Annotated in this window: 28 protein-coding genes and 1 riboswitch; of the genes, 4 read left to right on the top strand and 24 right to left on the bottom strand. The window is 37.5% G+C overall.

Translation table 11 applies throughout. The annotated features are described in order from the left end of the window. Positions 1-23: 23 nt before the first annotated feature. Positions 24-1,010, bottom strand: a complete 987-nt coding sequence (locus JOC83_RS17070; RefSeq protein ID WP_205188601.1) for a 2-hydroxyacid dehydrogenase — start codon at positions 1,008-1,010, stop codon at positions 24-26. 77 nt (positions 1,011-1,087) lie between these two features. Then, positions 1,088-2,095: a spore coat putative kinase YutH gene (yutH, locus tag JOC83_RS17065; RefSeq protein ID WP_205188600.1), complete on the bottom strand. Its 1,008-nt coding sequence runs from the start codon at positions 2,093-2,095 to the stop codon at positions 1,088-1,090. Positions 2,096-2,339: 244 nt separating this feature from the next. Between yutH and JOC83_RS17060 the strand changes: the two genes are divergently transcribed. Further along, on the top strand, positions 2,340-2,822 hold the full coding sequence (locus JOC83_RS17060) for a phosphatidylglycerophosphatase A family protein (protein WP_378912756.1): 483 nt from the start codon (positions 2,340-2,342) through the stop codon (positions 2,820-2,822). Positions 2,823-2,911: 89 nt separating this feature from the next. On the opposite strand, the gene JOC83_RS17055 is transcribed toward JOC83_RS17060, so the two are convergent. Continuing rightward, complete coding sequence (locus JOC83_RS17055) at positions 2,912-3,682, bottom strand: TIGR01457 family HAD-type hydrolase (protein ID WP_205188598.1); 771 nt, start codon at positions 3,680-3,682, stop codon at positions 2,912-2,914. A 165-nt stretch (positions 3,683-3,847) separates the two neighbouring features. Next, positions 3,848-4,285: a type VII toxin-antitoxin system HepT family RNase toxin gene (gene hepT, locus JOC83_RS17050; protein ID WP_205188597.1), complete on the bottom strand. Its 438-nt coding sequence runs from the start codon at positions 4,283-4,285 to the stop codon at positions 3,848-3,850. Between the two features lie 129 nt (positions 4,286-4,414). Between hepT and JOC83_RS17045 the strand changes: the two genes are divergently transcribed. Continuing rightward, positions 4,415-4,681: a DUF3055 domain-containing protein gene (locus tag JOC83_RS17045; protein ID WP_205188596.1), complete on the top strand. Its 267-nt coding sequence runs from the start codon at positions 4,415-4,417 to the stop codon at positions 4,679-4,681. Positions 4,682-4,737: 56 nt separating this feature from the next. Here the strand turns inward: JOC83_RS17045 and JOC83_RS17040 are convergent, their stop codons facing one another. After that, the gene (locus JOC83_RS17040; RefSeq protein ID WP_205188595.1) at positions 4,738-5,013 is read right to left on the bottom strand and encodes a YutD family protein; all 276 of its coding nucleotides are present in this window, start codon (positions 5,011-5,013) and stop codon (positions 4,738-4,740) included. A gap of 117 nt (positions 5,014-5,130) precedes the next feature. Between JOC83_RS17040 and JOC83_RS17035 the strand changes: the two genes are divergently transcribed. Next, entirely contained in the window at positions 5,131-5,802 is a 672-nt protein-coding gene (locus JOC83_RS17035; protein WP_205188594.1) for a YhcN/YlaJ family sporulation lipoprotein, read from the top strand. Positions 5,803-5,853: 51 nt separating this feature from the next. On the opposite strand, the gene lipA is transcribed toward JOC83_RS17035, so the two are convergent. Next, the gene (lipA, locus tag JOC83_RS17030; RefSeq protein WP_205188593.1) at positions 5,854-6,756 is read right to left on the bottom strand and encodes a lipoyl synthase; all 903 of its coding nucleotides are present in this window, start codon (positions 6,754-6,756) and stop codon (positions 5,854-5,856) included. Between the two features lie 328 nt (positions 6,757-7,084). Between lipA and JOC83_RS17025 the strand changes: the two genes are divergently transcribed. Further along, complete coding sequence (locus JOC83_RS17025) at positions 7,085-8,038, top strand: M23 family metallopeptidase (RefSeq protein WP_205188672.1); 954 nt, start codon at positions 7,085-7,087, stop codon at positions 8,036-8,038. Positions 8,039-8,155: 117 nt separating this feature from the next. On the opposite strand, the gene JOC83_RS17020 is transcribed toward JOC83_RS17025, so the two are convergent. The 18 genes from JOC83_RS17020 to JOC83_RS16935 form a co-directional block, all read right to left on the bottom strand. Then, complete coding sequence (locus tag JOC83_RS17020) at positions 8,156-8,266, bottom strand: methionine/alanine import family NSS transporter small subunit (protein WP_205188592.1); 111 nt, start codon at positions 8,264-8,266, stop codon at positions 8,156-8,158. Beyond that, positions 8,266-9,780: a sodium-dependent transporter gene (locus tag JOC83_RS17015; RefSeq protein ID WP_205188591.1), complete on the bottom strand. Its 1,515-nt coding sequence runs from the start codon at positions 9,778-9,780 to the stop codon at positions 8,266-8,268. Before JOC83_RS17015 ends, JOC83_RS17020 begins: the two co-directional genes overlap by 1 nt. Before the next feature lie 208 nt (positions 9,781-9,988). Then, positions 9,989-11,569, bottom strand: coding sequence for a Na+/H+ antiporter NhaC family protein (locus JOC83_RS17010; RefSeq protein ID WP_205188590.1), 1,581 nt, complete (start codon positions 11,567-11,569; stop codon positions 9,989-9,991). 156 nt (positions 11,570-11,725) lie between these two features. Then, positions 11,726-11,916: riboswitch (Lysine riboswitch) on the bottom strand. Between the two features lie 78 nt (positions 11,917-11,994). Next, a complete protein-coding gene (gene yunB, locus JOC83_RS17005; RefSeq protein ID WP_205188589.1) occupies positions 11,995-12,759 on the bottom strand; it encodes a sporulation protein YunB in 765 nt (254 codons plus the stop codon). A 72-nt stretch (positions 12,760-12,831) separates the two neighbouring features. Further along, the gene (locus JOC83_RS17000) at positions 12,832-13,923 is read right to left on the bottom strand and encodes an HD-GYP domain-containing protein (RefSeq protein WP_205188588.1); all 1,092 of its coding nucleotides are present in this window, start codon (positions 13,921-13,923) and stop codon (positions 12,832-12,834) included. A 288-nt stretch (positions 13,924-14,211) separates the two neighbouring features. Further along, positions 14,212-14,514 (bottom strand): DUF1805 domain-containing protein, encoded by a 303-nt coding sequence (locus tag JOC83_RS16995; protein ID WP_205188587.1) that lies wholly within the window; start codon positions 14,512-14,514, stop codon positions 14,212-14,214. A gap of 68 nt (positions 14,515-14,582) precedes the next feature. After that, positions 14,583-15,404 (bottom strand): sulfite exporter TauE/SafE family protein, encoded by an 822-nt coding sequence (locus JOC83_RS16990; protein ID WP_205188586.1) that lies wholly within the window; start codon positions 15,402-15,404, stop codon positions 14,583-14,585. 44 nt (positions 15,405-15,448) lie between these two features. Next, positions 15,449-15,616 carry a hypothetical protein gene (locus JOC83_RS16985; RefSeq protein WP_205188585.1) on the bottom strand — a complete coding sequence of 56 codons (168 nt, stop codon included), beginning with the start codon at positions 15,614-15,616 and terminating at the stop codon, positions 15,449-15,451. A 93-nt stretch (positions 15,617-15,709) separates the two neighbouring features. Further along, positions 15,710-16,564, bottom strand: coding sequence for a DUF72 domain-containing protein (locus JOC83_RS16980; RefSeq protein WP_205188584.1), 855 nt, complete (start codon positions 16,562-16,564; stop codon positions 15,710-15,712). A 210-nt stretch (positions 16,565-16,774) separates the two neighbouring features. Next, entirely contained in the window at positions 16,775-18,172 is a 1,398-nt protein-coding gene (gene sufB / locus JOC83_RS16975) for a Fe-S cluster assembly protein SufB (protein WP_205188583.1), read from the bottom strand. Positions 18,173-18,217: 45 nt separating this feature from the next. Beyond that, positions 18,218-18,664 carry a Fe-S cluster assembly sulfur transfer protein SufU gene (gene sufU / locus JOC83_RS16970; protein WP_205188582.1) on the bottom strand — a complete coding sequence of 149 codons (447 nt, stop codon included), beginning with the start codon at positions 18,662-18,664 and terminating at the stop codon, positions 18,218-18,220. Then, positions 18,654-19,874, bottom strand: a complete 1,221-nt coding sequence (locus JOC83_RS16965) for a cysteine desulfurase (protein WP_205188581.1) — start codon at positions 19,872-19,874, stop codon at positions 18,654-18,656. The genes sufU and JOC83_RS16965 overlap by 11 nt, the downstream gene beginning before the upstream one ends. Continuing rightward, positions 19,874-21,181: a Fe-S cluster assembly protein SufD gene (sufD, locus tag JOC83_RS16960; RefSeq protein ID WP_205188580.1), complete on the bottom strand. Its 1,308-nt coding sequence runs from the start codon at positions 21,179-21,181 to the stop codon at positions 19,874-19,876. Before sufD ends, JOC83_RS16965 begins: the two co-directional genes overlap by 1 nt. Positions 21,182-21,198: 17 nt before the next feature. Then, on the bottom strand, positions 21,199-21,984 hold the full coding sequence (gene sufC / locus JOC83_RS16955; RefSeq protein WP_205188579.1) for a Fe-S cluster assembly ATPase SufC: 786 nt from the start codon (positions 21,982-21,984) through the stop codon (positions 21,199-21,201). Positions 21,985-22,470: 486 nt separating this feature from the next. Continuing rightward, positions 22,471-22,836 carry a carboxymuconolactone decarboxylase family protein gene (locus JOC83_RS16950; protein WP_205188578.1) on the bottom strand — a complete coding sequence of 122 codons (366 nt, stop codon included), beginning with the start codon at positions 22,834-22,836 and terminating at the stop codon, positions 22,471-22,473. A 132-nt stretch (positions 22,837-22,968) separates the two neighbouring features. Next, a complete protein-coding gene (locus JOC83_RS16945) occupies positions 22,969-23,805 on the bottom strand; it encodes a MetQ/NlpA family ABC transporter substrate-binding protein (RefSeq protein ID WP_205188577.1) in 837 nt (278 codons plus the stop codon). A 22-nt stretch (positions 23,806-23,827) separates the two neighbouring features. Then, positions 23,828-24,496 carry a methionine ABC transporter permease gene (locus JOC83_RS16940; protein ID WP_205188576.1) on the bottom strand — a complete coding sequence of 223 codons (669 nt, stop codon included), beginning with the start codon at positions 24,494-24,496 and terminating at the stop codon, positions 23,828-23,830. Beyond that, positions 24,489-25,514, bottom strand: a complete 1,026-nt coding sequence (locus JOC83_RS16935; protein ID WP_205188575.1) for a methionine ABC transporter ATP-binding protein — start codon at positions 25,512-25,514, stop codon at positions 24,489-24,491. The genes JOC83_RS16940 and JOC83_RS16935 overlap by 8 nt, the downstream gene beginning before the upstream one ends. Positions 25,515-25,517 lie beyond the last annotated feature (3 nt).

Raw genomic sequence — 25,517 nt, 5'->3', positions numbered from 1 at the left:
TTGAAAATGCCTTTTACAAATCTTTAACAATTTTGTGAAAGTAATTCTTTATTCACAATGGTTTTGGGATCTTGATTTTGTAACAAGCGAATAATGTTCTCAACGCATAATTTCATCATAACCGTGCGCGTCTCAATACTCGCACTCCCGATATGAGGAAGCGCTACAACGTTTGATAATGATAGTAACGGGTGATCAACATCTATTGGTTCTTTTGTAAAAACATCTAATCCTGCAGCTGCAATGTCACCTGTTTGAAGTGCTTCAACGAGAGCTTCCTCATCTACGACAGCACCACGTGAAGCATTAACAAAAATGGCTGAGGATTTCATCTTTTGAAACGCTTGTTTGTTGAATAGATGCTTTGTTTCGTTCGTCAAAGGTGTTAAGCAAACCACATAATCTGACTTTGTTAATAAGTCATCGAACGAACAATACGTTGCGTTTAATTGTTGTTCTGCTACTTCATTACGACTGCGGTTATGATATAAAATTTCCATCTCAAAACCCGTTGCACGTTTGGCTAGCGCCTGCCCGATTTTCCCCATCCCTACGATACCAATCGTTTTATGGTGAATATCATGCCCTGCCAATAAATAAGGACTCCAGCCTTGCCATTTACCTTCTTTTACGTAATTTGCAGATTCAATAAGACGTCTTGCCGTTGCCATTAATAAACCAAATGTTAAATCTGCTGTCGTATCTGACAACACATCTGGTGTATTGCAAATGACAATGTTTCGCTTCGTCGCAACTGGAACGTCAATATTATCAAATCCTACGGCTAAGTTTGCAATAACCTTTAAGTGAGGAGAAGCATCTAATAATGATTCATCAATGGTATCTGATAGCATCGTTAACAGTGCTGTTGCACGGTTTGCCTTCTCACGTAATAACTGAGCTGGAACAGGCTCTTCCTCCTTATTCCACATCTCGACTTCCGCTACATCCATTAAAGGCTTTACTAATTCATCTGGTAATTTTCGTGTAATGAATACATATGGTTTCATTTGTTCTTCCCACCTCGTTGTCAAAAGTAAGCGTGTACATGACAACATTGTACCATAGATGAATATCTTACTTATCGTTAACTGCTTAACCATGTCAGTTCTGGAATGTTATAACGTGTAGCGGTAATGCCCACAAATGAATAAAATTGCTTTAGAAATTGCTCGTATGCATTAGAGTGCTGTAAGATGCTTTCTAGCTGCTTAAAATACCCGTGTTGAACGTTTTTATCTCGGCTACTATAATACCCTTCAATCACCTCAAAATAATGAACAGGGAATAATAATCGAGCGTATAAAAGTCTCCAAGCAAAGGAAGATAGTGGGCTCACCGTTTCATATTCACTTAAGAACTCATGAATGGTTTGCTTATGAATACGGTGATTATGTTTCATATAATTTGCCCTAATGTATTCAGCTAGGTCTCGACTAGGGTGATCAAATACCCAATCAATTGGCAATTTGTAATAATAATTTTCGCCCCAAGTTTGAGCGGTAAATCGATGATGACAAATCGTGGCGGTATCGATAGTACGTGGTAAATCATCGATTTCTGTATCGACTAAGTACTGAATCGCATTCTCTGTCAATCCTACATAGTAAGGGAATGACTCAATAAACTTCTTTTCCATTTCATGATTCGGATGTTCTTGTACTTTGCTATACCAAAATTTCTCCATCTGATCGAGCCGCGTTTCCCACATTGACTTCCACTGCCCTAAACGCTTACACTTTTCAACTTCATAAGGAAGCATTCGTCCTCTTTGGTGAAACAAAGCAAGCTCTTTACCAATATTAGAGGATGAAACTGGATTGAAAATAGGACAGCGACACACGATAAAGCGCTGATCATCCGTTTCAGTAACTCCTGTACCTTGCTGGTTAGCCATAAGAGTAGCTACTTGTCGGTCACCTTGCGTCATTAAAAATTGGCTCATTTGATGTAACTCCGTTAGCTCTTCTTGTTCCATATTTCGCACATTAATAATAGTATATAGTATATTTCGGTACTGAAACCCTTTATGCTGGCCAATCGTCATTAATTCTGTTGGACGTACCCCGTAGTGTTCATAAATGGTCTCTAACATATCCATCCCTCTTTCTTTTATTTCATAAAATTATATGTAAAGTAGCATGGATACTTGTCATAATCTTTCCCCTTTTAAGAATACAGTAGAATTACACACTTTATTTCCAACTGATATTTTGCATGAGATCATCCTTATGATTTAAGCAATCTTAGTAATACTAATAGAAAGAAGCCAGCCATGTAGAAGACATTAACTAAAACATGATGAAATTAGGTGAAATCATTTGGAGAAAAAAAATGAGATGAGTGCAGTAGAAAAGAAAGCAAGACAATGGTTACAGGAAAGAGGTGTCACCATCCAAGATATCGCAGATCTTGTCTATTATTTGCAACAAAAATACCACCCAAACCTAGACATGAAAGAATGCATACACAACGTTGAACGAGTGATTGCTAAACGAGAAGTACAAAATGCCATTTTAACTGGCATTCAGCTAGATGTATTAACAGAAAAAGGATTAATTGAAGAGCCACTTCAGTCCATTTTATCAGCAGATGAAGGGTTATATGGCATTGATGAAATCTTGGCTTTATCCATTGTGAATGTCTACGGATCAATTGGATTTACAAACTATGGATATGTAGACAAACAAAAGCCAGGAATTTTAGAGAAATTAAACTCTAAGTCCTCTGGTGCTTGTCACACGTTTCTTGATGATATCGTTGGGGCCATTGCTGCAGCTGCTTCGAGTCGACTCGCTCACCGCGCAGCTAATGTTGAATAGTGAAACGAGAGCAATAAAAAATCCTCTGCCCATCCATTTATGGATAAGCAAAGGATTTTTTATGGTTTAAACACCGTTTAGCTTCATTTTCAAATACGAGAAATCCATTCTTTTAATGAGTCGACAACATATGTTGGTTTTTCTTTGTATCCAGTTAACAACTCTTTTGTTGTCACACCAGTATGGACAAGTAATGTATCTAATCCTGCTCTCATACCAGCCAAAATATCTGTGTCATAGTTGTCACCAACCATTAATGTTTCTTCTTTTGGCGTCCCTAACACTTGTAAAGCTTGCTCCATAATAATACTTTCAGGCTTTCCAATAAAAACGGGATTGGTTTGAGTTGATACGGTAACCACCGATGTAATTGAACCATTTCCTGGTAGCAATCCTCTCTCCGTCGGAATGGCAATATCTCCGTTTGTAGATACGAAAAATGCACCATTGCGTACATTCAAGCATGCTTTTGCCAATTTTTCATACGTAATCGTTTGATCCAGACCTACTACGACAAAATCTGTACCCTCATCTTCAATCGTCAATCCCTTTTCTGTAAGAGCATGACGAATGCCATCTCCACCAATGACATATGCAGAGCCATTTGGCTTACGATCATGTAAATAGTTTGCGGTTGCTTGACTCGTTGTAAAGACTTGTTGTTCTGTTGCTGGAATCCCAAATGTTTCAAGCTTCATCGCTACTTGCTCTGGTGTTTTCGTTGAATTGTTTGTAACAAATAAATAAGGAATTTGTTTTTCTTTTAATGCTATGACAAAATCTCGTGCTTCTTGAATTAGTTCCGTTCCTTTATACATCGTTCCATCAAGATCAATTAAATAACCTTTATATTGCTTCACCAAATTGGCCTCCTTCAATAGCATGTATCTTCCCTTATCATAACCAAAACCTTTTTATTATGTATGTAACACGATAAAAAGGGGCTGACTATCTTATTGAAAGTCAGTCCCCTATTACTTGCGTATCATAGCTTATTTCTTTAGAAAAAACAACCATTGTGCTTGTTAGTTGCGAAAAGCTGAAACAGGTCCTAATTCATTTTCAAGGTAAGCCCTTACACGGTTAGGAAAGTCTTTTATGACATCAGAATGACTCTCCATACATTGTTGAACTTCTTTGTGATTAATCTCTAGATAATCTTGAACTAACTGCTTGCGTAGCCCAATAATTTCTTTTAACGGTGCATCCTGCTCTTTCGTGACCACTTTCTCATCGACTAAAATATCAATGATGTCTTCATAACTGCCAGGATCACGCATAATAAACCCGTCAATCATCGCATTCCCTACATCTAATATGGATTCAATCATTAAATGAGAAAGGCGTTCTAGGCTCTTTTTTTCCAACGTACTTTCCCAGTGATTTTGTGTAGAGAACAACTCCATATTCGTTTCTAGAAATTTAAGTATCGCTTCAATTTTTTCACGATCTACAAAATACATGATGAGGTTCCTCCTTGTTTAGCTTATGTCTATCTTAGCATGTTTTAAATGAGAATTTATAATTAATCATGTTGGTTTCAGTAACTGTTTGATATGATAAAAACAAAAGCAAGCAGGAGGCGTTTTTTAATGAGTGAGCGTTTTTATTTATATGATGACCTTGTAGATACAAAAACAAGGTTCGTAAGCTTTGTTGGAGAAAGGCAACGGTTTGATTTAGCCATCATTCAATCAGATCGTTATTATGGAAAACATCTTGTACTAGATATTCAAGGCGGACGATTTGCTATCATTGGTCAAGATGATTTAGAAGAACCTGGTTATTTAGAATATGCTTATAAGCTAGATGAAGAAGATGCACAAGAACTTCGTGAATTTTTATATGAAATTGTTTAAATAAGCCAAAATAAAAAGCAAGAAGAAGGACAAAATGTCTTTCTACCTTGCTTTTTTTATTTATGTACTTTTCGCAATACGAAATGCGAACAGCCAAAATTACAGTATTCCTGTAAATAATCTTGTAGCGTACTAATTTTTGTATCATATGTCGCTTTTTGATTTTGATCGTCAAAAAAGCCACGAAGTCTTAGTTGATTGTAACCCCAATCTCCAACAATGTAATCGTATCGGGCCAATACATCAATATAACGCCCTCTAAAAGCTTCTTCATTGAACCCTTCTTTTTCTTCTTTTACGATTTCATAGCAAGTGCTACCTACACAAATCATTGTCGTCACCTCGTTTCTTCAAATTTACCATACCATAATTATGATGCTTAAACCATCAATTAACAGGAAAAATTTCAGACAATCTCTGCACTCTATATAATAGAGGAGGTGCTTTTCATGCACAAATATATGCTCATAGCAATGCTAACAATGAGTATGCTTATTACAGGTTGTCAAGGTCAAGATAATGCGAATGAGAACGACGGTCAAGCCCTATACGAGAGCGGAAACACCATTAACGTTTCCGAAACAAATGACATGTATAATCGCGATGAAAAGAAAAACAATCGTTACGGTTACGTACGACATCAGAAAAGCCCTGTTGCTAATGAAAATCAAATGGCGCAAAATATTGCAACCTTTGATCGCGAGCAGGCAGCTGATTCTATTAGTCGCTTAAGCACGGCAATTCCAACTGTAGACGATGTAGCTGTTTTAGTAACAGACGAAGAAGTGTTAATTGCTTACAAAGCTGATACAAAGAACCGAAATGAAACAGCCGATCAAGTGAAGCGAACAGCTATGTCTGTTGTGCCTCGCTATTATCACGTATATGTTTCTGATAACTCAACTCATTTTGCTGATATTGAACGGTTTAGTCAAGTAGATATTCGAGATAAAAATATCCAAAGCTCAATCGATCAAACAATTAAAGAAATGCTTCAATCTCCTCAAGGCCGAAAAATGACGGATGGGGAAGATGCAAACGGTGAAGGTCAAAACGAATTGAATGAGCCAATGACGGACGATCGTGATAAAGCGTCGACAAGAAAAAATATGATGGAATAAACGTAAGATATAAAAAGGTTGACTCACAATGCGTGGTCAACCTTTTTATTATTATGAAGTTTTACTATCTACATCATTCTTTTTAGCAGCGTTTACTTGCTCATCTGCATGGTAAGATGAACGAACTAGTGGACCTGCCTCTACGTGACTAAATCCTTTACTTAACGCAATTTCTTTTAGCTCGTCAAACTCTTTTGGATGATAATATTTTTGAACTTTCAAATGTTTCTTTGTTGGCTGTAAATACTGACCAATTGTCATAATATCAACATTATTAGCACGTAAGTCATCCATTGTTTCAATAATTTCTTCTTTTGTTTCTCCTAAGCCAAGCATGATACTTGATTTAGTAGGGATCGTCGGTTGCATTTCTTTCGCACGACGTAAAAATTCTAACGAACGATCGTATTTTGCACGAGCACGAACGCGTGGTGTTAAACTACGAACTGTCTCGATGTTATGATTTAAAATATCTGGCTTTGCATCCATCACCATACGTAAATTTTCTTCGACTCCACCCATATCAGAAGGAAGAACCTCAATTGTTGTAAATGGATTTTTACGACGAATTGCACGTACTGTTTCAGCTAGCACACCTGCTCCACCATCTTTTAAATCGTCACGTGCTACTACCGTAATAACTGCGTGCTTTAAGTTCATTAATTGAACAGAATCTGCTACTCGTTCTGGCTCTTCCCAGTCTAGTTCTGTAGGTAGACCTGTTTTTACCGCACAGAAACGACATGCGCGTGTGCAAACTTCCCCTAATATCATAAACGTTGCTGTACGACGAACAGCCCAACATTCATGAATATTTGGACACCTAGCTTCCTCACAAACGGTATGTAAGTTCTTTTCACGCATCATTTTCTTTAAGCCAGTGTAATTTTCATTTGTATTTAATTTGATTTTTAGCCAATCAGGTTTACGAACATGTTCTTCTTTTGTTGCCATCTCCATCAACTCCATACATTCACAAAATGTCGATAACCTCTATACGAATACTTTGTGTTTAAGATTACACGTCACTACATGTCACTTTATCATATAAAACTTATTTTCGACAAGTTCCCTGCTTTTTATTTCCTGTATTTTCTATGTTATACAACTTCCAATGAATCGTACACACCTTATCGTTCTAAATGGATTTTTTCCATTTTTTTATATTTATGAATTTTTTCATCTATCGCCAAACTAACAGTACGAATATGCTCGAGAGGAGGAGACTTTGTTGCGTTCATTTATTTTACTAACTTTTGTTAGTGTATTCTTATTTAGTAATATGCCGCACTCTTATGCGAGTGAAACGAAACAAGACGAAGTCCAAATTAATAAACGAAGAATGGAATTATTTCATCATATGGAATCAGTTACTCATATTCCTTGGTACTACTTTGCTGGAATTGATCAATATGAACGTAGTACACGTCGGGCTCGAAAAGATCTACCTAAAGAAAGAGGCGCGATTTCTATTTACTATGAAGATGAAAAATGGTCAGGCCCTCTAAATCCAACAAGACAAGATACAAACCCGATAACAATTGCTTTATTTGGAGGTCTTGGAAAAGATGGAAATGGTGATGGAAAAGCAGATATAAACGATGACGAAGATTTACTATTCACAATAGCTAATTACCTTCAAACCTTCGGCGTTACACACGCTCAAATTAAAATTGGAATATGGGACTACTATAAAAGGAGTCGAACCGTCGATGCTGTATTAGGAAATGCGAAGCTATTTAAAACATACGGAAGGTTAGACCTTCAAGAAAAGGCATTTCCTGTTCCTATTCGTTCGAACCATAGTTATCGAAGCACATGGGGAGATGCTCGAGGTTGGGGAGGTCGTCGCGTTCATGAAGGTACTGATATCTTTGCTGATTATGGTGTACCCGTTCGTGCAACATGCTATGGAGTATTAGAAATTAAAGGCTGGAATCGATATGGTGGTTGGCGGATTGGAATTCGAGACATTAATAATACGTATCATTATTTAGCTCATTTAAGCGGGTTTTCAAAAGGACTACAAGTAGGTCAAATTGTAGAGCCCGGTATGATTATTGGAGGCGTAGGAAGTTCAGGATATGGACCACCTGGCACATCGGGAAAATTCCCTCCTCACCTTCACTATGGTATGTATAAAGATAATGGCAGGATTGAATGGTCATTTGATCCGTATCCACACCTAAGAAACTGGGAGAGATTGGATCGAATGAAGTTGAACAAGAAGAAGTAAACTGTTAAACAAACGTTTGATTAACTTGCCAAGAATGTGTCAACAGAGGCAAAAAACAGCTTAATTGATAAATTCTCAAAAAAAAGAAACGAAGCATTTGCTCCGTTTCTTTTTTTATTACGCTTTGCTTGCTCTTGCCTTCTTAACAGCATGAACAATACTTGCTGCTAATCCGCCCCATATAACGACCATCCCGACTACCATCATTACTAATGCGCTTGCTTCCATTAGCTTGAAACCTCCTTATCGTTAGATGGTAATTCAATTGTTTCTTTTTTCCATCCTTTTAATGAGAATAACACCCCGATAACGATTGCTCCGATGGCTACTGCCCAACCAGACGCAATAACGAATGACGTATCATAACCGCCATAATTTTCTGAAATATTAGTGCGGATATTATCAAACATCATGTATCCTAAAACGACTGGTGTAACAAACGCTAAGCAGATTTTCCACCAAGCACCTAGCATAATGTCTGATACAGAGTTTGCATGCTCTTGAAGATTTTTCAATTCTTTTAATACCCAAGCTACAACAATAACTTCTATTAAGCCAGCTAATGCTACTCCAAAGTTATTAATGAAATAGTCTGCTACGTCTAAGAAATATAATCCACCTTGTGTAGCAAATAAAACCGAAATAACTGCTGATAATCCTCCACCGACTACTACCGCTTTTGTACGAGACACGTTAAATTTATCTTGAACACCTGCTACGAATGTTTCTACAATTGAGATGAGTGAACTTAAACCAGCTAAAACAAGTGACCCAAAGAATAAGAATCCAAAGAATTGGTTAAATGCTGGGAATTCATTAATGATTTGAGGGAAAACAACGAACGCTAATCCCACACCACCTGTTACCACTTCATCAACGTTAACGCCTTGTTGAACCGCCATGAATCCTAGTACACTAAATACTCCAATACCTGCTAGTAATTCGAACGCTGAGTTACCGAAACCTGTAATAAATGCGTTGTTTGTAATATCAGATTTCTTTGGTAAATAACTTGAGTACGTAACCATGATTGCAAATGCAATGGATAAGCTAAAGAAAATTTGTCCGTAAGCCGCTACCCATACTTTTCCACTTGCTATAGCATTCCAATCTGGTTTAAAGAATGCATTTAAGCCTTCAACGGCCCCATCTAATGTTAAAGCACGAATAACAATGATTAAGAATAAAACGATAAGTGTTGGTAAGAAAATTTTATTGGCAATTTCAATTCCCTTTTTAATTCCTTTGAATAATACGCCTAACGTAATGATCCAAACTAAGATAAGTGGAATAAATACGCCTGGTACAAGACTACCTGTCTGCCCTGGAACTTCAGCTAATTTTAAATAGTCACCAAATAAGAATCCCTCTGTATCTGATCCCCACTTTAAATTCAGTGAGAAGACGGAGTATGACATAGCCCATGCGATAATAGCTGCATAATAAACAGAAATTATAAACGATATAGCAACCTGCCACCAACCTAACCATTCTGTTTTTCGATTTAATCTCGCAAAAGAAAGTGGTGCAGAACCTCGATATTTATGACCAATGGTAAATTCCATGATTAACAATGGAATCCCTGCTGTTAATAATGCGAATAGATACGGTAAGAAGAATGCTCCCCCTCCGTTTTCATAAGCCGTAGCTGGAAAGCGCCAGATGTTTCCTAATCCAATCGCTGATCCTGCTGCAGCTAAAATAAAGCCTGCTCTTGTCCCCCACTGTGGGCGATTTTCCATTTGTATTTCCCCCTTTTATTTCTTTTCCAACGTAGTCTTTGTTTATTGTTGGAAATTTTTATACTTTTCTGATAATTTAGTTTATTATATCATATAGACAGTATAGCTAGTCTTATTCCTTCTGTCAAAACAAACTTTTCCAAAAAGTTAAACAAACTTACATTTACATAGAAAAAGCACCTATGTAATCACATAGATGCTTTTTTCTTTACGCTGTTTGTTGTAACTCGTCCGTATTTCCTTTCTTGCGGACAATAAAGACAAATAGTGCTAATAATACAATCGTTGTCACGAAACCAATGACTGTGCTACCAGTAAACCCTAAAACAAGGTAACCAATAACAGCAATAACAGCCGAAGATATCGCATATGGTAGCTGTGTAATCACATGGTCAATATGATGACTTCCTGCCCCAGTAGAAGATAAAATCGTTGTATCTGAAATTGGTGAACAGTGATCTCCGAATACAGCTCCTGCTAATACAGCTGATAACACTGGCAATAAAAGAGTAATATCAGTAGCCGCTGCAATGTCCCCTGCGATTGGAAGCATAATCCCAAATGTTCCCCATGATGTTCCAGTAGAGAAAGCCATCACACCAGCTACTACAAATAAAATGGCTGGTAAGAAGGCAATATTCACATTTGAGCTTTCTACAACCCCTGCTAAATATTCACCTGTTTTTAATTGACTAATTAAATCAACAATTGTCCAAGCCATCACAAGAATATAAATCGCTGGTAACATTGACTTAATTCCAGCATAAATACCTTTTGGTAAGATACCCATTGTAACGGCAGATGTTTTTTGCGTCTGAATCATAAATAAAATAAGCGTTACAAGTAATCCTAAAGATCCACCATATACAAGTGAAGTTGGAACATCTGTATTTTCAAACATCGTAAAGATGGTTACAGCACCCTCTGTTGCTTTATACCCCGTCCACATCATGGCTGAGATTGTTCCAACTGCTAAAGCAATAATAGGTAACGCTAAATCTAGCACACGACCTTTATCACTCGTTGGAAGATCGTCTTTCAATTCACCGGCTACTTCACCTTTTGATGAGTCTACGACTTCACCTGTTTTTACTGCTCGCTCTTCATGGATACGCATGCTACCAAGATTAATATTGTAAATACTTACAGCAAACACAAGCAGAAGTGACACAAATACATAAAAGTTCATTGGAATCATCTGTACAAATGCAGAGAAAGGAGAATACTCGGTTACTCCATGTGTTGCTAAAATCGATCCAATAACAGTAATGATGTAGGCACCCCAGCTTGAAAACGGTGCAATCACACATACAGGAGCAGATGTTGAATCAATTAAATAAGCAAGCTTCGCACGAGAAATACGTTGACGATCCGTTAATGGCTTACTTACTTGACCTACTGCTAATGCATTAAAATAATCATCAATAAAAATAATAACACCAAGCATAGCGGTAGTTAAGTGAGCACCTCTTCTTGTTTTGACACGCTTTAACGCCCACTCACCAAATGCTCGACTTCCACCAGAAATTGAAATAAATGCAGTAATAACACCTAAAATAAGTAAAAAGAGCAAAATATATAAATTATACGTATTTAGTTCGCCATCTGCGTAAAAAATGGCAGAAAAAGCACCCCATACTTTTTGTAATGATGCTCCTATTGCAAACTCCGTTAACACAAGAGCTGCCGTTAAGATTCCTACGCCTAAAGATAGAAGTACACGACGCGTGAGAACCACCATGATGATTGCTAACAATGGTGGTAAAAGAGAATAGATTGTTCCTTCCATTTCATTAACCTCCTTTAGTTCTAAACTTGTCTTTCATAAAAGGGTTACTTTAAGCGTACGAGATAACATGAAAAATTAGTATAAAAAAACGCAAAAAAGAGTAATGATAGAAAATAACTATCATTACTCTTTTGTAATGTTATGTTATCCTCCATCACGATCAGTAGCCCTCCATTATGAAAACAAGCATTTCTTTCATAATGACAGTGTTACCCTTATTCAAGGTAACCCCAGCGAATATCAATCCGACAATTGATGTTCACTTCGGCAAAAAACCCTTTCTACTATGGTCAACGTTGTCATCCTCACATAGCATACTCATGTTTTTCGCAGCCTCTACCTCATCGATCCGATAAGGTGATGGTATTAAATTAAAATGAATATAGTTCATTATATCTATGATTGTTCGTTTTATCAACCATTATTTAATTGCTCTTTTTTGGAAGTTGAATCGATGGACTTGAGTTAGCTCCTCGATTATAAAAATCGGGCACTTCACCTTGAATAGCTTGCATAACAATTGGAATATCTGTCGTAACGGTTGTCATTCTTGTTGAAAAAGGAATAATGACTTGCACGTTTACTTCTACATGAATCACAACTTTATAAACAACATTATTAATCCCATACTCTTCAATCAATTCTTTTACATCTGAATTCACATAACCAATTGCGTGAAATTTAACAGGAACAAGAGGTCCTAAGTTCCCTAATAAAGCATTATTTGTCGCTTGACCTAGTGGAACTTGATAAATAATCCCTTTCTCTCTTAACGTTTCATCCGTTTCAATTTCAACATCCATGGGAAGGTCTAGTGTATCAACTTCACCTTTCTCAACAGCTCTTAAGTTAGCTTGAACAAGATTAGTCGTTTGAGCTAAAGCTCGACTAACCATTGGGGCGTTAATACTCATCGATGTGACTTTTCCATTTGCATCTGTCTCTATGTTAACTAGTTCATTTACATCTAAGTCTTCTGTAATTTGTTTATTGACAGCTTTGTTAATAACTAGCGTAGCAATTCGCTTTGTTTGAGCTTCAGCATAATTCATCAAAGTGGGTTCAATTCCTTTATTAATAAACCAAAGTCCGGATGCAGTTGAAAAGATAAAAAAAACAAAGGTTAATAAAAAGACATACCGGAATGGCAAAGGACCTTTTCTGAATAGTCTGCGACGACGTTTAGGCACAAAAAATCCCTCCTTACAAGCTATATGTATGCATGTAAATAGAGGGTTAACGCTTTTTTGTTTACTTTTTTCTTAAATTGTTGTCTCCGACGCTGTAACAAGAATATCCATGTGCTCTTTTAAGTCTAAATCATAGGGTTCATGTAACTCATTTTCATTCTCTTCTAAAATCCTGACAATTGGGCGGTCACTTATTCCTTTATTTTGCCCAACTACAACCCCTTTGCGCCCATCGTTTAACGTCACTCCTAAGCCGATAGGATAAATAATAATGGCTTTACGAAATGCCTCAACCATATCACGATCAAAGTGTGTACCTGCTCCTGCATATAAAATTTCAAGCGCTTCATGTGGCAATAAAGCTTTTCGATACACACGATGGGAGGTAACCGCATCATACACGTCAGCAATCGCTAGTATCTTGCTGAAATAATGAATTTGTTCTCCTTTTAATCCATATGGATATCCTGTCCCATCTAAGCGTTCATGGTGCTGTTGTGCACAATAAGCAGAAATGATGGATACAGTAGGCATCGCTTTTAATAGGTCAAAACCATATGTTGTATGTTTTTTAACCATCGCAAACTCTTCATTCGTTAGCTTTCCTGGCTTATTTAGAATTTCGTTTGGAATAAACATTTTCCCAACATCATGAAGCATACCACCGACGCCTAGCTTCTCTAATTCTTTTTGAGACAATCGTAATTCTATTCCAAGCGCAAGTGCGTATAACGTAACATTAACAGAATGAGAAAACACATAATTATCATACACGTATACATCTGTTAATAACGAAAGAACATCGTCATCACTTGTAAGGTCTTTCACAAATTCATCGCTAATACGAGTAATCTCTTTTACTGATTGTTCAAAAAGAGAAATTTGTTTACGTCCACTAGGTTGATTTTTCAATTTTAAAAATGAGTCTTGAACCGTATTTATCGCTCGATTGCGCACTTCTGATATAACCGACGCATGAAACGTGATGTCCTTCATTCGCTCATCTTGAATATATACAAAAGAAATCCCTAAGAGCTTCAAACGTTTAATGATAGTAGTGGTCAACATAATTCCTTGATTCACAAGTACATTTCCCTGTTCATTATAAATAGGTTTACCTAAAAAGACTCCTGGCTTTAAAAATTCAACAGCAACTAATTTCATGGTAACTCCTTTTGTAAATTTATCATTGTCCGGCTGAAGACGCCACGTCAACCGTTAAATACGTGAGGATAGTAGTATCTAAAGACTCTTTGTAAAACTTGTCTAACATCACTTTTTAAAATAAGAAAGGTAACAATCACTTCCACCTTTCTTATTTTAAAAAGTTAACGCCTATTTTTCATTTAAAATTGAAGGCATTGGTTGAATACCTGACTTTAGCAAGCATTACCTAACAAATAGTCACTCAATATATGAAATCATTTGATACATACAAATCGTAAAGACACCTTAAGTCATCTTTAAAAGCGCATCTCTTCCTCGCATACCTGCAAAAATCCCTAAATCCTCTGCTTCAACTGTTACAGATTCTAAGGGAGCATCCAGTAACTGTTCAATTGTTCTTACACCAACCGCTCTACCTGCAACAATTTTACGATCTCTTAACTTTTCATTTAACAGCCCAACATCTAGTGCTCCACACATGATGTACCCTTTGTCAGACGAAACCGTAAGTAGTGTTGTTTTTGGTAATAATACAGTTACAGCTGTAAAAGGCTGTCCTTCAATTATTATCGGTGTTACTGTAACCACGTGGTCCCACTCCTTTCCCTATCAACTTATGACAGAGAATAAAAAGAGTGATTGTACATCTCAATTTATTAAGTAATCCCTTCGTAAATCAAACGGAAGCCAACTACTATTAAAATGATACGGAATAAGTGGATAACCGTTTTACTTTTCAATCTCGTGTTTAACCATGCTCCTGCTTGACCTCCAACCCACGCTCCAGGTATTAAAAAGAGAGCAAAACTCCAATCAATGTTCCCCATCGTCATATGGGCAATAGAGCTTAAGATGGAAGAAAGAAAAATCATGAACATTGACGTCGCAACCGCGACATGAGCTGGGAAAGCAAAGAGTAAAATCATCGCTGGTACCATTAGGGAGCCACCACCAATGCCGAATAGACCAGAAGAAAATCCGACAATAAATGAAATGACAATGGCAGTAATAGGGTGGAAGCCATAAATATGCGTCACGCCTTCTTTATCTTTATATTCACGTTGAAAAGGAAAATGATTACGCTTTTTCCTCGGCTTCAACTTATCACGAAACATAAGGATAATTGATGTAAAAATGACGAAAAGACCGAAGTAAATTGAAAATGAGTCTACTTTTAAATAACTATTCACGTAGGCTCCTATTATACCTCCAGGCCCACTTCCAATAAAAAAGAGCAATCCGCTTCTGTAATCTACTTTTTTATGCTTCATATACATTAAAGTAGATGAAAGACCTGTAAAAATAATAACAAGCAAAGAGGTTCCGACAGCAACTTGAGGAGACACTTCACTTATTAACACAGTGTATGACCCAAAAAATAGTAACGCTGGAACGACGATAATTCCTCCACCAAGCCCTACTAAGCTACCAATTGTACCTCCAATTAGACCAATAAGTATCAAAACAAACCATTCCATTTTCTCACCCCTTTTCGAACTTTAGCCGCGCATGACGAAATGGCTTATGCTCTCGTTAACATGCGAACAGCTAAAAATAACAAAGCAAATCCTCCTGTAAATAAAAGAAGTGATAAAATGAGCATCACCATTTTTTTTCGTTTAAAGCCTAAAAGAAGCAGCAAAAAGCCAATAAAAAACAAGGCTAAAATCCCCATTAAAGGAGCTGTCATGTTGTTTCCCCACCTTTTCACAATACGTTCGTTCCGCTTATCTAGTAAGGTAAACAAACTAAGTATTATTCTCTTTGTAACCAATTATTTTACTTATAAGCCTTCAAAAAAATCGAGCTGCTTTGGAGCTAACCCTTCATACTCTAAACCTAATAGCTGAATCATTTGCTTTGCATTATCCACGGCATCTCCGCCTGAATTGTTGTTAAACAAAAGATAAATATCTTTTGTCTGCTTTTGTAAAGCTGTTAATCGTTCCTTCCATTCCATCAGTTCTTTCTCGTTATATCGATATAAAAATCGAACTTCACGCCAATTTCCTTCAGCTGGCTTATTCCACCCATGAACATTACGTCCGTGAAATCGAATCAATGTTTTCTCTTTATCTGTTGGATGAAGCACAATAGGAACAGAGCCTTCTCCTGCTTGAGGCTCATCACAAATACCATGAATCCAGTTTTCTTGTTCCATAAAAGTTAATGTACGGTCATAAAATGTTGGTGAAAACCATGTCTGATTGCGAAACTCTAATGCGACCGGAAAATCACGCAACTTTTCTCTACTATATCGCAAATAGTGAACGTTTTCTTTTGTACAATCAAACCAAGGTGGCGTTTGAAATAAAATCATCCCAAGTTTTTTTGCGCGCACGTATGGTTGGATTGATTCAATAAAGGCTTCAAACATGTCATCTTTGCTTTTATAAAAGCTTTGTTCACGTTGATGTCCAGTCATCCCTTGATAAGCCTTCACGATAAACTGAAAGGAATCAGGGGTTTGTCCTATCCACTTTTCTGCGTTTGATGTAGGTTGAATGGCGTAAAATGAAGCATCTACTTCCACAATAGGAAAATGACCTGCGTATATCGCTAGTTTGTCCCTTGCCGGCACACCTTGCTCATACAATACATCATGATCTCCCCATCCTGTCACACCTATATATATCAACTTGATCACCTCAATAAAACTTAATAGGTATACAATCTGTAAAATCGCTCATCCATTTTACGAATCTTTTAAACAAAACACATATCCTTATTATAATCACTTTCTTCTGTTTTTGGTAATTGTTACATACATTTTTAATTAGTTTGAAAATTGAACATAAAAAAAAGAAGGTATAGGGAGAAATAAAGCATCTCCTACCTTCTTTTTTATTTATCCGATTGAACCTTCCATCTCGAACTTGATTAAACGGTTCATTTCAACCGCATATTCCATTGGAAGTTCTTTCGTGAATGGCTCGATGAAGCCCATAACGATCATTTCAGTTGCTTCTTCTTCTGAAATTCCACGGCTCATTAAATAGAATAACTGCTCTTCTGATACTTTCGATACTTTCGCTTCATGCTCAAGTGAAATGTTATCATTTAAGATTTCATTGTAAGGAATTGTATCAGATGTTGATTTGTTATCCATAATTAATGTGTCACACTCAATGTTTGAGCGAGCTCCGTCTGCTTTGCGGCCAAAGTGAACGATACCACGGTATGTTACTTTACCACCTTGCTTAGAGATTGATTTCGACACAATTGTTGAAGATGTGTTTGGTGCTAAATGAATCATTTTTGCACCTGCATCTTGGTGCTGACCTTTACCTGCAAGAGCAATAGAAAGAGTCATACCACGAGCGCCTTCACCTTTTAAGATAACGGCTGGGTATTTCATCGTTAGTTTTGAACCGATGTTTCCATCAATCCATTCCATCGTTGCATTCGCTTCACAGACCGCACGCTTTGTTACAAGGTTATAGACGTTGTTTGCCCAGTTTTGAATCGTTGTGTAACGGCAGTATGCATCTTTTTTAATGATGATTTCTACAACCGCACTGTGTAACGAGTTCGTTGTATAAACTGGTGCTGTACATCCTTCTACGTAATGAACGTGTGCACCTTCATCTACGATAATCAGTGTACGCTCAAATTGCCCCATATTTTCAGAGTTAATACGGAAGTATGCTTGTAATGGTGTATCTACTTTTATACCTTTTGGTACATAGATGAATGATCCACCAGACCATACAGCCGAGTTTAATGCTGAGAACTTGTTGTCTGTTGGTGGAATTACTTTCGCCCAGTGCTCACGGAAAATATCTTCGTTTTCTTTTAATGCTGTATCTGTATCTTTAAAGACAATTCCTTGTGCTTCAAGATCTTCTTTCATGTTGTGATACACAACTTCAGACTCGTACTGAGCAGATACACCCGCAAGATATTTTTGCTCCGCTTCTGGGATACCCAGCTTATCAAACGTTTGCTTGATTTCTTCTGGTACCTCATCCCATGAACGCTCAGACTTCTCTGATGGTTTTACGTAGTACGTAATCTCATCAAAGTTTAGACTAGCTAAATCGCCACCCCATTGTGGCATTGGCATCTTGTAGAAATGTTCTAGTGATTTCAAACGGAAGTCAAGCATCCACTGAGGCTCTTCCTTCATGCGTGAAATTTCTTCTACAATCTCTTTTGTTAAACCGCGTTTTGAACGGAAAATGGATACGTCTTTATCGGAGAAACCATATTTGTAATCGCCGATTTCTGGCATTTTTTTAGCCATTCTTAATACCCCCTACGTAATAGGATTGGGAATGAACAAAGGCCTTTACTCAGCCTCTGGCTGATTCTTTAGGCCTTTTTCCATCGCTTTCCAAGCTAATGTTGCACATTTTATACGTGCTGGAAACTTTGCTACACCTTGAAGTGCTTCAATGTCTCCTAAGTCTATGCTATCATCATAATCTTTACCCTGCATCATATCTGAGAAGATTTGAGACATTTGTAAAGCAAGTTCAATTTCTTGACCTTTAATTGCTTGTGTCATCATTGATGCAGAAGACATTGAGATTGAACATCCTTCACCTTCAAACTTCGCATCAACTACTTTTCCATCTTCAACTTTCAATGCTAGCTGAATACGGTCACCACAAGTTGGATTATTCATATTAATCGTCACTGTGTCCTCTGATAGAACCCCGCGATTTCGCGGATTTTTATAGTGGTCCATAATGACTTGACGATAAAGAGTATCAAGGTTGTTATTAAAAGACATTTGAAAAATACTCCTTCGTTTTGATTAATGCAGAAACAAACTGATCAATCTCTTCTTCTGTATTATACAGATAAAAGCTTGCACGAGCGGTTGCAGAAACCTCTAAATATTTCATTAATGGCTGAGCACAATGGTGACCTGCACGAACGGCTATACCTTGTGCATCTAACACTGTCGCTACATCATGAGGATGAACATCTTCAATGTTAAATGTTACGAGTCCTGCACGCTCTTTTGGTCCATAAATTGTCATACCTTCAATTGTACTCATACGCTCTAATGCGTATTGAGCCAATTTATGCTCATGCGCTTCAATATTTTCGAGCCCTATACCCTCAAGAAAGTCAATGGCTGCTCCTAAACCAATTGCACCCGCAATGATTGGCGTCCCACCCTCAAATTTCCAAGGTAGCTCTTTCCACGTTGAGTCATATAGGTTTACGAAATCAATCATTTCGCCACCAAACTCAACAGGCTCCATCTTTTCAAGCAATGCTTTCTTTCCATACAATACCCCAATACCAGTCGGCCCACACATTTTGTGACCAGAAAACACGAAGAAGTCACAATCTAAATCTTGTACATCAATCTTCATATGTGGTGCACTTTGTGCGCCGTCGACAACCATAACCGCACCATTCTCATGGGCAATTTTAGCAATCTCTTTAATTGGGTTAATTGCACCTAACACGTTTGATACCTGCATAACAGATACAATTTTTGTATTTGGTGTAATCGTGCTTTTAACATCTTCTAACGAAAGTGCATGATCTTCTGTTAAAGAGATGTATTTTAACGTCGCGCCAGTTTGTTTTGCAATTTGTTGCCAAGGAATAATGTTACTGTGATGTTCCATATACGTAATCACAATTTCATCACCCGGCTGCAAGTTTGCACGTCCATAACTAGCTGCAATTGTATTTAGCGCTGTTGTTGTTCCTCTTGTAAAGATGACTTCCTCCGTTGATGACGCGTTAATGAACTTTCGAACCTTTTCACGTGCTCCTTCATACCCGTCAGTCGCTTTTGTACCAAGAGTATGAACGCCACGGTGGACGTTCGAATTATACTCTCGATAATAGTTATCTAACGCTTCAATAACAGGAAGTGGCTTTTGAGATGTTGCAGCACTATCAAGGTATACCAATTTATGCCCATTAACTTCTTGATCCAAAATCGGGAAAAGTTGACGAACATCTTGGATATTCATTACTTAACTTTCCTTTCAATTAGCTCCGTTAACTGCTTTTTCACTGTGTCAATAGGTAATTCATTAACCACTGGTGCTAAGAATCCATGAATGACTAGGCGCTCTGCCTCAGTTTGTGAAATCCCACGACTCATTAAGTAGTAAAGCTGAAGTGGATCTACACGACCTACTGATGCAGCATGTCCTGCCGTTACATCATCTTCATCAATAAGAAGAATTGGGTTCGCATCTCCACGTGCTTTTTCACTTAACATTAATACGCGAGATTCTTGCTCAGCGTTTGATTTTGATGCACCATGCTCAATTTTACCGATACCGTTAAAGATTGAAGATGCACTATCTTTCATAACACCATGCTTTAGAATGTAACCTTCTGAATTTTTACCGTAGTGAACAACACTTGTTGTTAAGTTTTGCTTTTGCTCTCCACGACCTACTGTTACAGTTTTCGTGTCACCATATGAACCATCACCCATTAAGTACGTGATGTTTTCAGAAATCGTATTTCCTTCATTCATTAAGCCAAGCGCCCACTCAATGCGACCATCTTTGCCAGCTACACCACGACGGTTTACGTACGTTGTTGTACCTTCTGCTAAGTAGTCTACTGCACCAAATGTTACTTTTGCATTTGCATTAGCAAACACTTCTGTAATGATGTTTACAACACCTTCTGATTGTTGAGAAGTCGCAATGTAGTTCTCTACATACGTTACTTCACTGTTATCTTCAGCTACAACAATTACATGGTTAAATAGCGCCGCTTCTTCATCTTCACGCACGAATACAGCTTGAAGTGGTTCTTTTACTTCTACGTTTTTCGGAACGTATACAAATACCCCACCGTTCATTAATGCTGCATGAAGAGCAGTTAAGCGATGCTCATCAACTTTTACTCCGTCTTTCATGAAGTATTTTTGAACAAGGTCGCTATGCTCTTTAGCTGCAGTGCGAATATTAGTGAATATAACACCTTTATCTTTTAACTCTTGAGATAAAACGCTATATGCTGGCGCTTGATCACGTTGTACATACAGATTGTTTGCTTCTTCTGTATTAATAAGTGCCTTTACCACTTCAGGTAGCTCATCAATTGAACTCACTGTTTTTGCATCTGCCATATGCTTAGCAAATGACGTAAAGTTCCACTTTAAAATGTTTGTTTTATCTGGCTTTGGTAGTGAAAGACCATCCGCCTTCGCAAGAGCTTGTAAGCGAAGATTTAAAAGCCAGTTTGGTTCTGCAGCCTCTTTTGAAAAGTTGCTAACATACTCCTGATCAAATGGTAGTTTCGTATCGATAGTCATACAAATCCTCCTAACGCTTACGCTTCTTGCCCTACAGTTTCGTCTTCAATACCTAATTCTTTCTTAATCCAGTCATAACCTTCTGCTTCAAGACGTTGCGCTAATTCAGGTCCACCTGATTTTACAACGCGACCTTGCATCATTACGTGTACATAATCTGGTGTGATGTAATTTAATAGACGTTGGTAGTGAGTGATAATTAAGCAACCAAAGTCTTCTCCGCGCATTTCGTTAATGCCTTTAGATACAACTTTTAACGCATCGATATCTAAACCAGAGTCAATTTCATCTAAAATTGCAATTTTAGGCTCTAACATCATTAATTGAAGAATTTCATTACGCTTCTTTTCTCCACCTGAGAAACCTTCATTTAAATAACGCTGTGCCATGTCTTGGTCCATCTCTAAGAAGTCCATGTTCTTATCTAATTGACGAATGAATTTCATTAATGAAATTTCTTCGCCTTCTTCACGACGTGCGTTGATTGCTGAACGTAAAAAATCCGCATTCGTTACACCACTAATTTCACTTGGGTATTGCATTGCTAAGAAAAGACCTACACGAGCGCGCTCGTCTACTTCCATTTCTAATACATCTTCCCCGTCAAATGTGATGCTTCCTTTTGTTACTTCATACTTAGGGTGTCCCATGATTGCTGAAGAAAGTGTTGATTTACCAGTACCGTTTGGCCCCATGATTGCATGGATTTCGCCGCCCTTAACTTCTAAATTTACACCTTTAAGGATTTCTTTACCTTCAATCGCAACATGAAGATCTTTAATTGTTAAAGTTGAACCTGCCATGTTAAAACCTCCAGTTATATACGTATATACTCAATAAGTTGGATATACCTACATGATTTTAATAATTCTCATTTTATTCTCATTACAATCTTATACTAAATGAAAGATGATAGCAACCTTTTGGAACAGTAAAGTACGAGTATATGTCATACGCTATCAAGTGAATCTAAAATCGATAAAAGTAGCACATATGTATGCACTAAAAAAGAAAGCTAGCTTCATCTTCTTTTTAGCAATTAACATAATTTTACTGATATTGAAATCAAGATGCAAATCAGCTCCATTTACATACAATAAAAGCGGTTTAGGGAAACCAATCTAAAAATCACTTATTTAAGTAACTAAAGCATACTCTACGTCTGTGATATATAAACTGAAGGTTGAACATCCCATTGTGTAGCCATTCCTCATTAAAATACCCTGTACTTTATCCATTGATTTAATGGATTGAAGTAACAGGGCATTCTTATGGATTATACGTACTGATTAATGCGTTGGGTGATCAAGCTCTTGGATACATTCTTGTACAAGTGTAACAGCTTGACTCATCGCAGCTCCTCCACCAAACGCAGCAGCCACACCGCAAGCTTCTAGAATCTCTTGTTCACTTGCCCCTTGGTCTAAACAACCTTTTGTGTGATAAATCATACAGTATTCATCTTGCGCAACTAAGCTAATGCCAAGCGCAATTAACTGCTTTTCCCTTTTAGATAGTTGACCTTCTTCAAAGCATGCTTCTGTAAATGCATTAAATGTTTTTGCAACTTCAGGTAACTTCTCAGTAAAATTGCCGATTCCTGCCTTATAATCATGTAACGCCTGATCTGTTGAATTACGTGGCTCTTGTTGCATACGTAACGTCATCTCCCATCATGTTAAAATTTCAACGTTAGTATGCGTAGTTATTTATCAATCTATGATACGTTCGTGCAGAAAAATGAGCCTGATCACATAGGAATCAGGCTCACTTATTATTGTTCAAAGTTATTTAGATGCTGGAAGGACTGCGCCTTTGTATTCTTCTTTAATGAACTCTTGAATTTCTTTTGAATTTAGCACTTCCACTAATGCTTTAATTTCTTCACGCTCTTCGTCACCTTTACGAGTTGCAATTACGTTTACATAAGGATTGTCCTCTGCAGACTCAACCGCAATTGGGTCTTTCGCTGGGTCTAAATCTGCATCTAACGCATAGTTGGCATTAATTAAAATCGCGTCACCTTCGTTGTTTTGGTAAGCTTGAGGAAGAAGACCTGCTTCAACGTCTGCTTTAAAGTTTAAGTTTTTAGGATTCTCAGCAATATCATCAACTGTTGCTTTCGTTTTATCAACGCCTTCTTTTAGCTTAATAACGCCTTTTTCTTCTAGCATTGATAAAATACGCCCGTGGTCAGCGACTGAGTTACTCATAATCACTGTACCGCCTTCTGGTAAATCTTCTAAGCTTTTATGTTTGCTTGAATACACACCGATTGGCTCAATATGAATACCACCAGCGTTAACAAAATCATAGTTGTTTTCTTTCATTTGCGCTTCTAAATATGGAACGTGTTGGAAATAGTTTGCGTCAATTTCACCGTCTGCTAACGCTTTGTTTGGGAAAATGTAATCCTGGAACGGTTTGATTTCCATTTCGATGCCTTTTTCCTCTAAAAGCGGCTGTGCTTCTTCTAAAATTTCAGCATGCGGTACGTTTGAAGCACCCACAATAATTTTTTTATCTTCACCAGATGCTCCGTTACCGTCGCCTCCCGTACCACAAGCCGTTAAACCTACTACTAATGCAGATGATGCTGCAATTGTTGTTAACCATTTTTTCATTGTTTAAATCCCCCTGGTTGTTTTATCGTTTATCAATTCGAGATGTGACCATATCACCAATAAATTGGATAATAAATACGATTACTAAAATTAAAATTGTCGCTAAAATTGTTACATCATTATTGTTTCGTTGAAATCCTTCTAAATATGCAAGGTTTCCTAATCCACCAGCACCGACTACACCAGCCATTGCTGTGTAACCGACTAGTGCAATCGCTGTAACTGTAATACCTGAAGCCAATGCAGGCATCGACTCTGGAAGTAATACTTTAAAAATGATAGTGCTTGTTTTCGCACCCATTGATTTGGCTGCTTCAATGACACCTTTATCAATTTCTCTTAAACCAATCTCAACCATACGTGCGTAAAATGGTGCGGCTCCAATAATTAAGGCTGGAAGAGCTGCATCTGCACCAAGCATCGTGCCTACTATTACTTTCGTGAATGGGATAAGCAGGATAATCAAAATGATAAATGGAATAGATCGGAAAATATTGACCAATGCAGCAGTTACAACATTCACAAATTTATTTTCCCATAATTGGCCTTTTGACGTTAAAAAAAGTAAAAGTCCTAACGCAATTCCGAAAATAAACGTAGCTAACACTGAAATACTTGTCATATACAACGTTTCAACAGTTGCATCCCACATCCGATCTAGTTTTACATTAGGAAATAGCTGCTCAAGCATTCGCCATCACCTCCACTTCCACTTGCTGATCACGTATAAATGAGATGGCTTGTTGAACCACTTCTTTATCACCATCAATATGAATAAATAATGTTCCATAAGACCCTGTTTGAGTATGCGAAATTTTACCTTGTAAAATATTAATTGTTACATCAAACTTTTTTAATATACTTGTCATAAGTGGTTGTTCTGCCTTATCACCTACGAACGTTAATTGAATAATTTGACCACTAGGATACAGTTCTAGTACATGCTCCATTGTTTCAAATGTTTCTTCAGGCTCTGTCACTTGTTGAACAAAGCGTTTTGTAATTGGCTGTTTCGGTTTTCTAAATACATCAAGTACGTTCCCTTGTTCCACTACAAGTCCATTTTCCATAACCGCCACACGATGACAAATCTTACGAATGACATGCATTTCGTGCGTGATAAGTACAATGGTTAACCCTAATTTTTCATTGATATCAACCAACAGCTCTAAAATAGAGTCTGTCGTTTGTGGATCAAGTGCAGATGTCGCTTCATCACACAATAACACTTTTGGATTATTCGCTAGCGCTCGTGCAATCCCGACACGTTGCTTTTGTCCACCACTTAATTGAGAAGGGTACGCATTTTCTCTCCCCTCAAGTCCTACTAACTTAATAAGTTCATCTACTCTTTTTGCTCGCTCTGCTTTTGACATCCCTGTAATTTCAAGTGGAAATGCGATGTTTTCACGAACAGTACGGGACCACAACAAGTTAAAATGCTGAAAAATCATGCTAATTTCTTGTCGAGCTTTTCGTAGCTTTTCTCCTCGGATATTTCCAATGTCATTTCCAGCTACCTCTACCGTTCCTTTTGTTGGTGTTTCTAATCCATTTAGCAAACGAATCAATGAACTTTTACCCGCTCCACTGTATCCGATAATCCCAAATATTTCTCCTTGGTTAATAGTTAAATCGATATTATTAACAGCTGTAACCGTTCCGCTTTTTGCTTCGTATATTTTTGTAACACCTTTTAACGTAATCATGAT

The organism is Priestia iocasae (assembly GCF_016909075.1).
Classification (GTDB): Bacteria; Bacillota; Bacilli; order Bacillales; family Bacillaceae_H; genus Priestia; species Priestia iocasae.
This window is presented reverse-complemented; position numbering and strand designations above follow the sequence as displayed.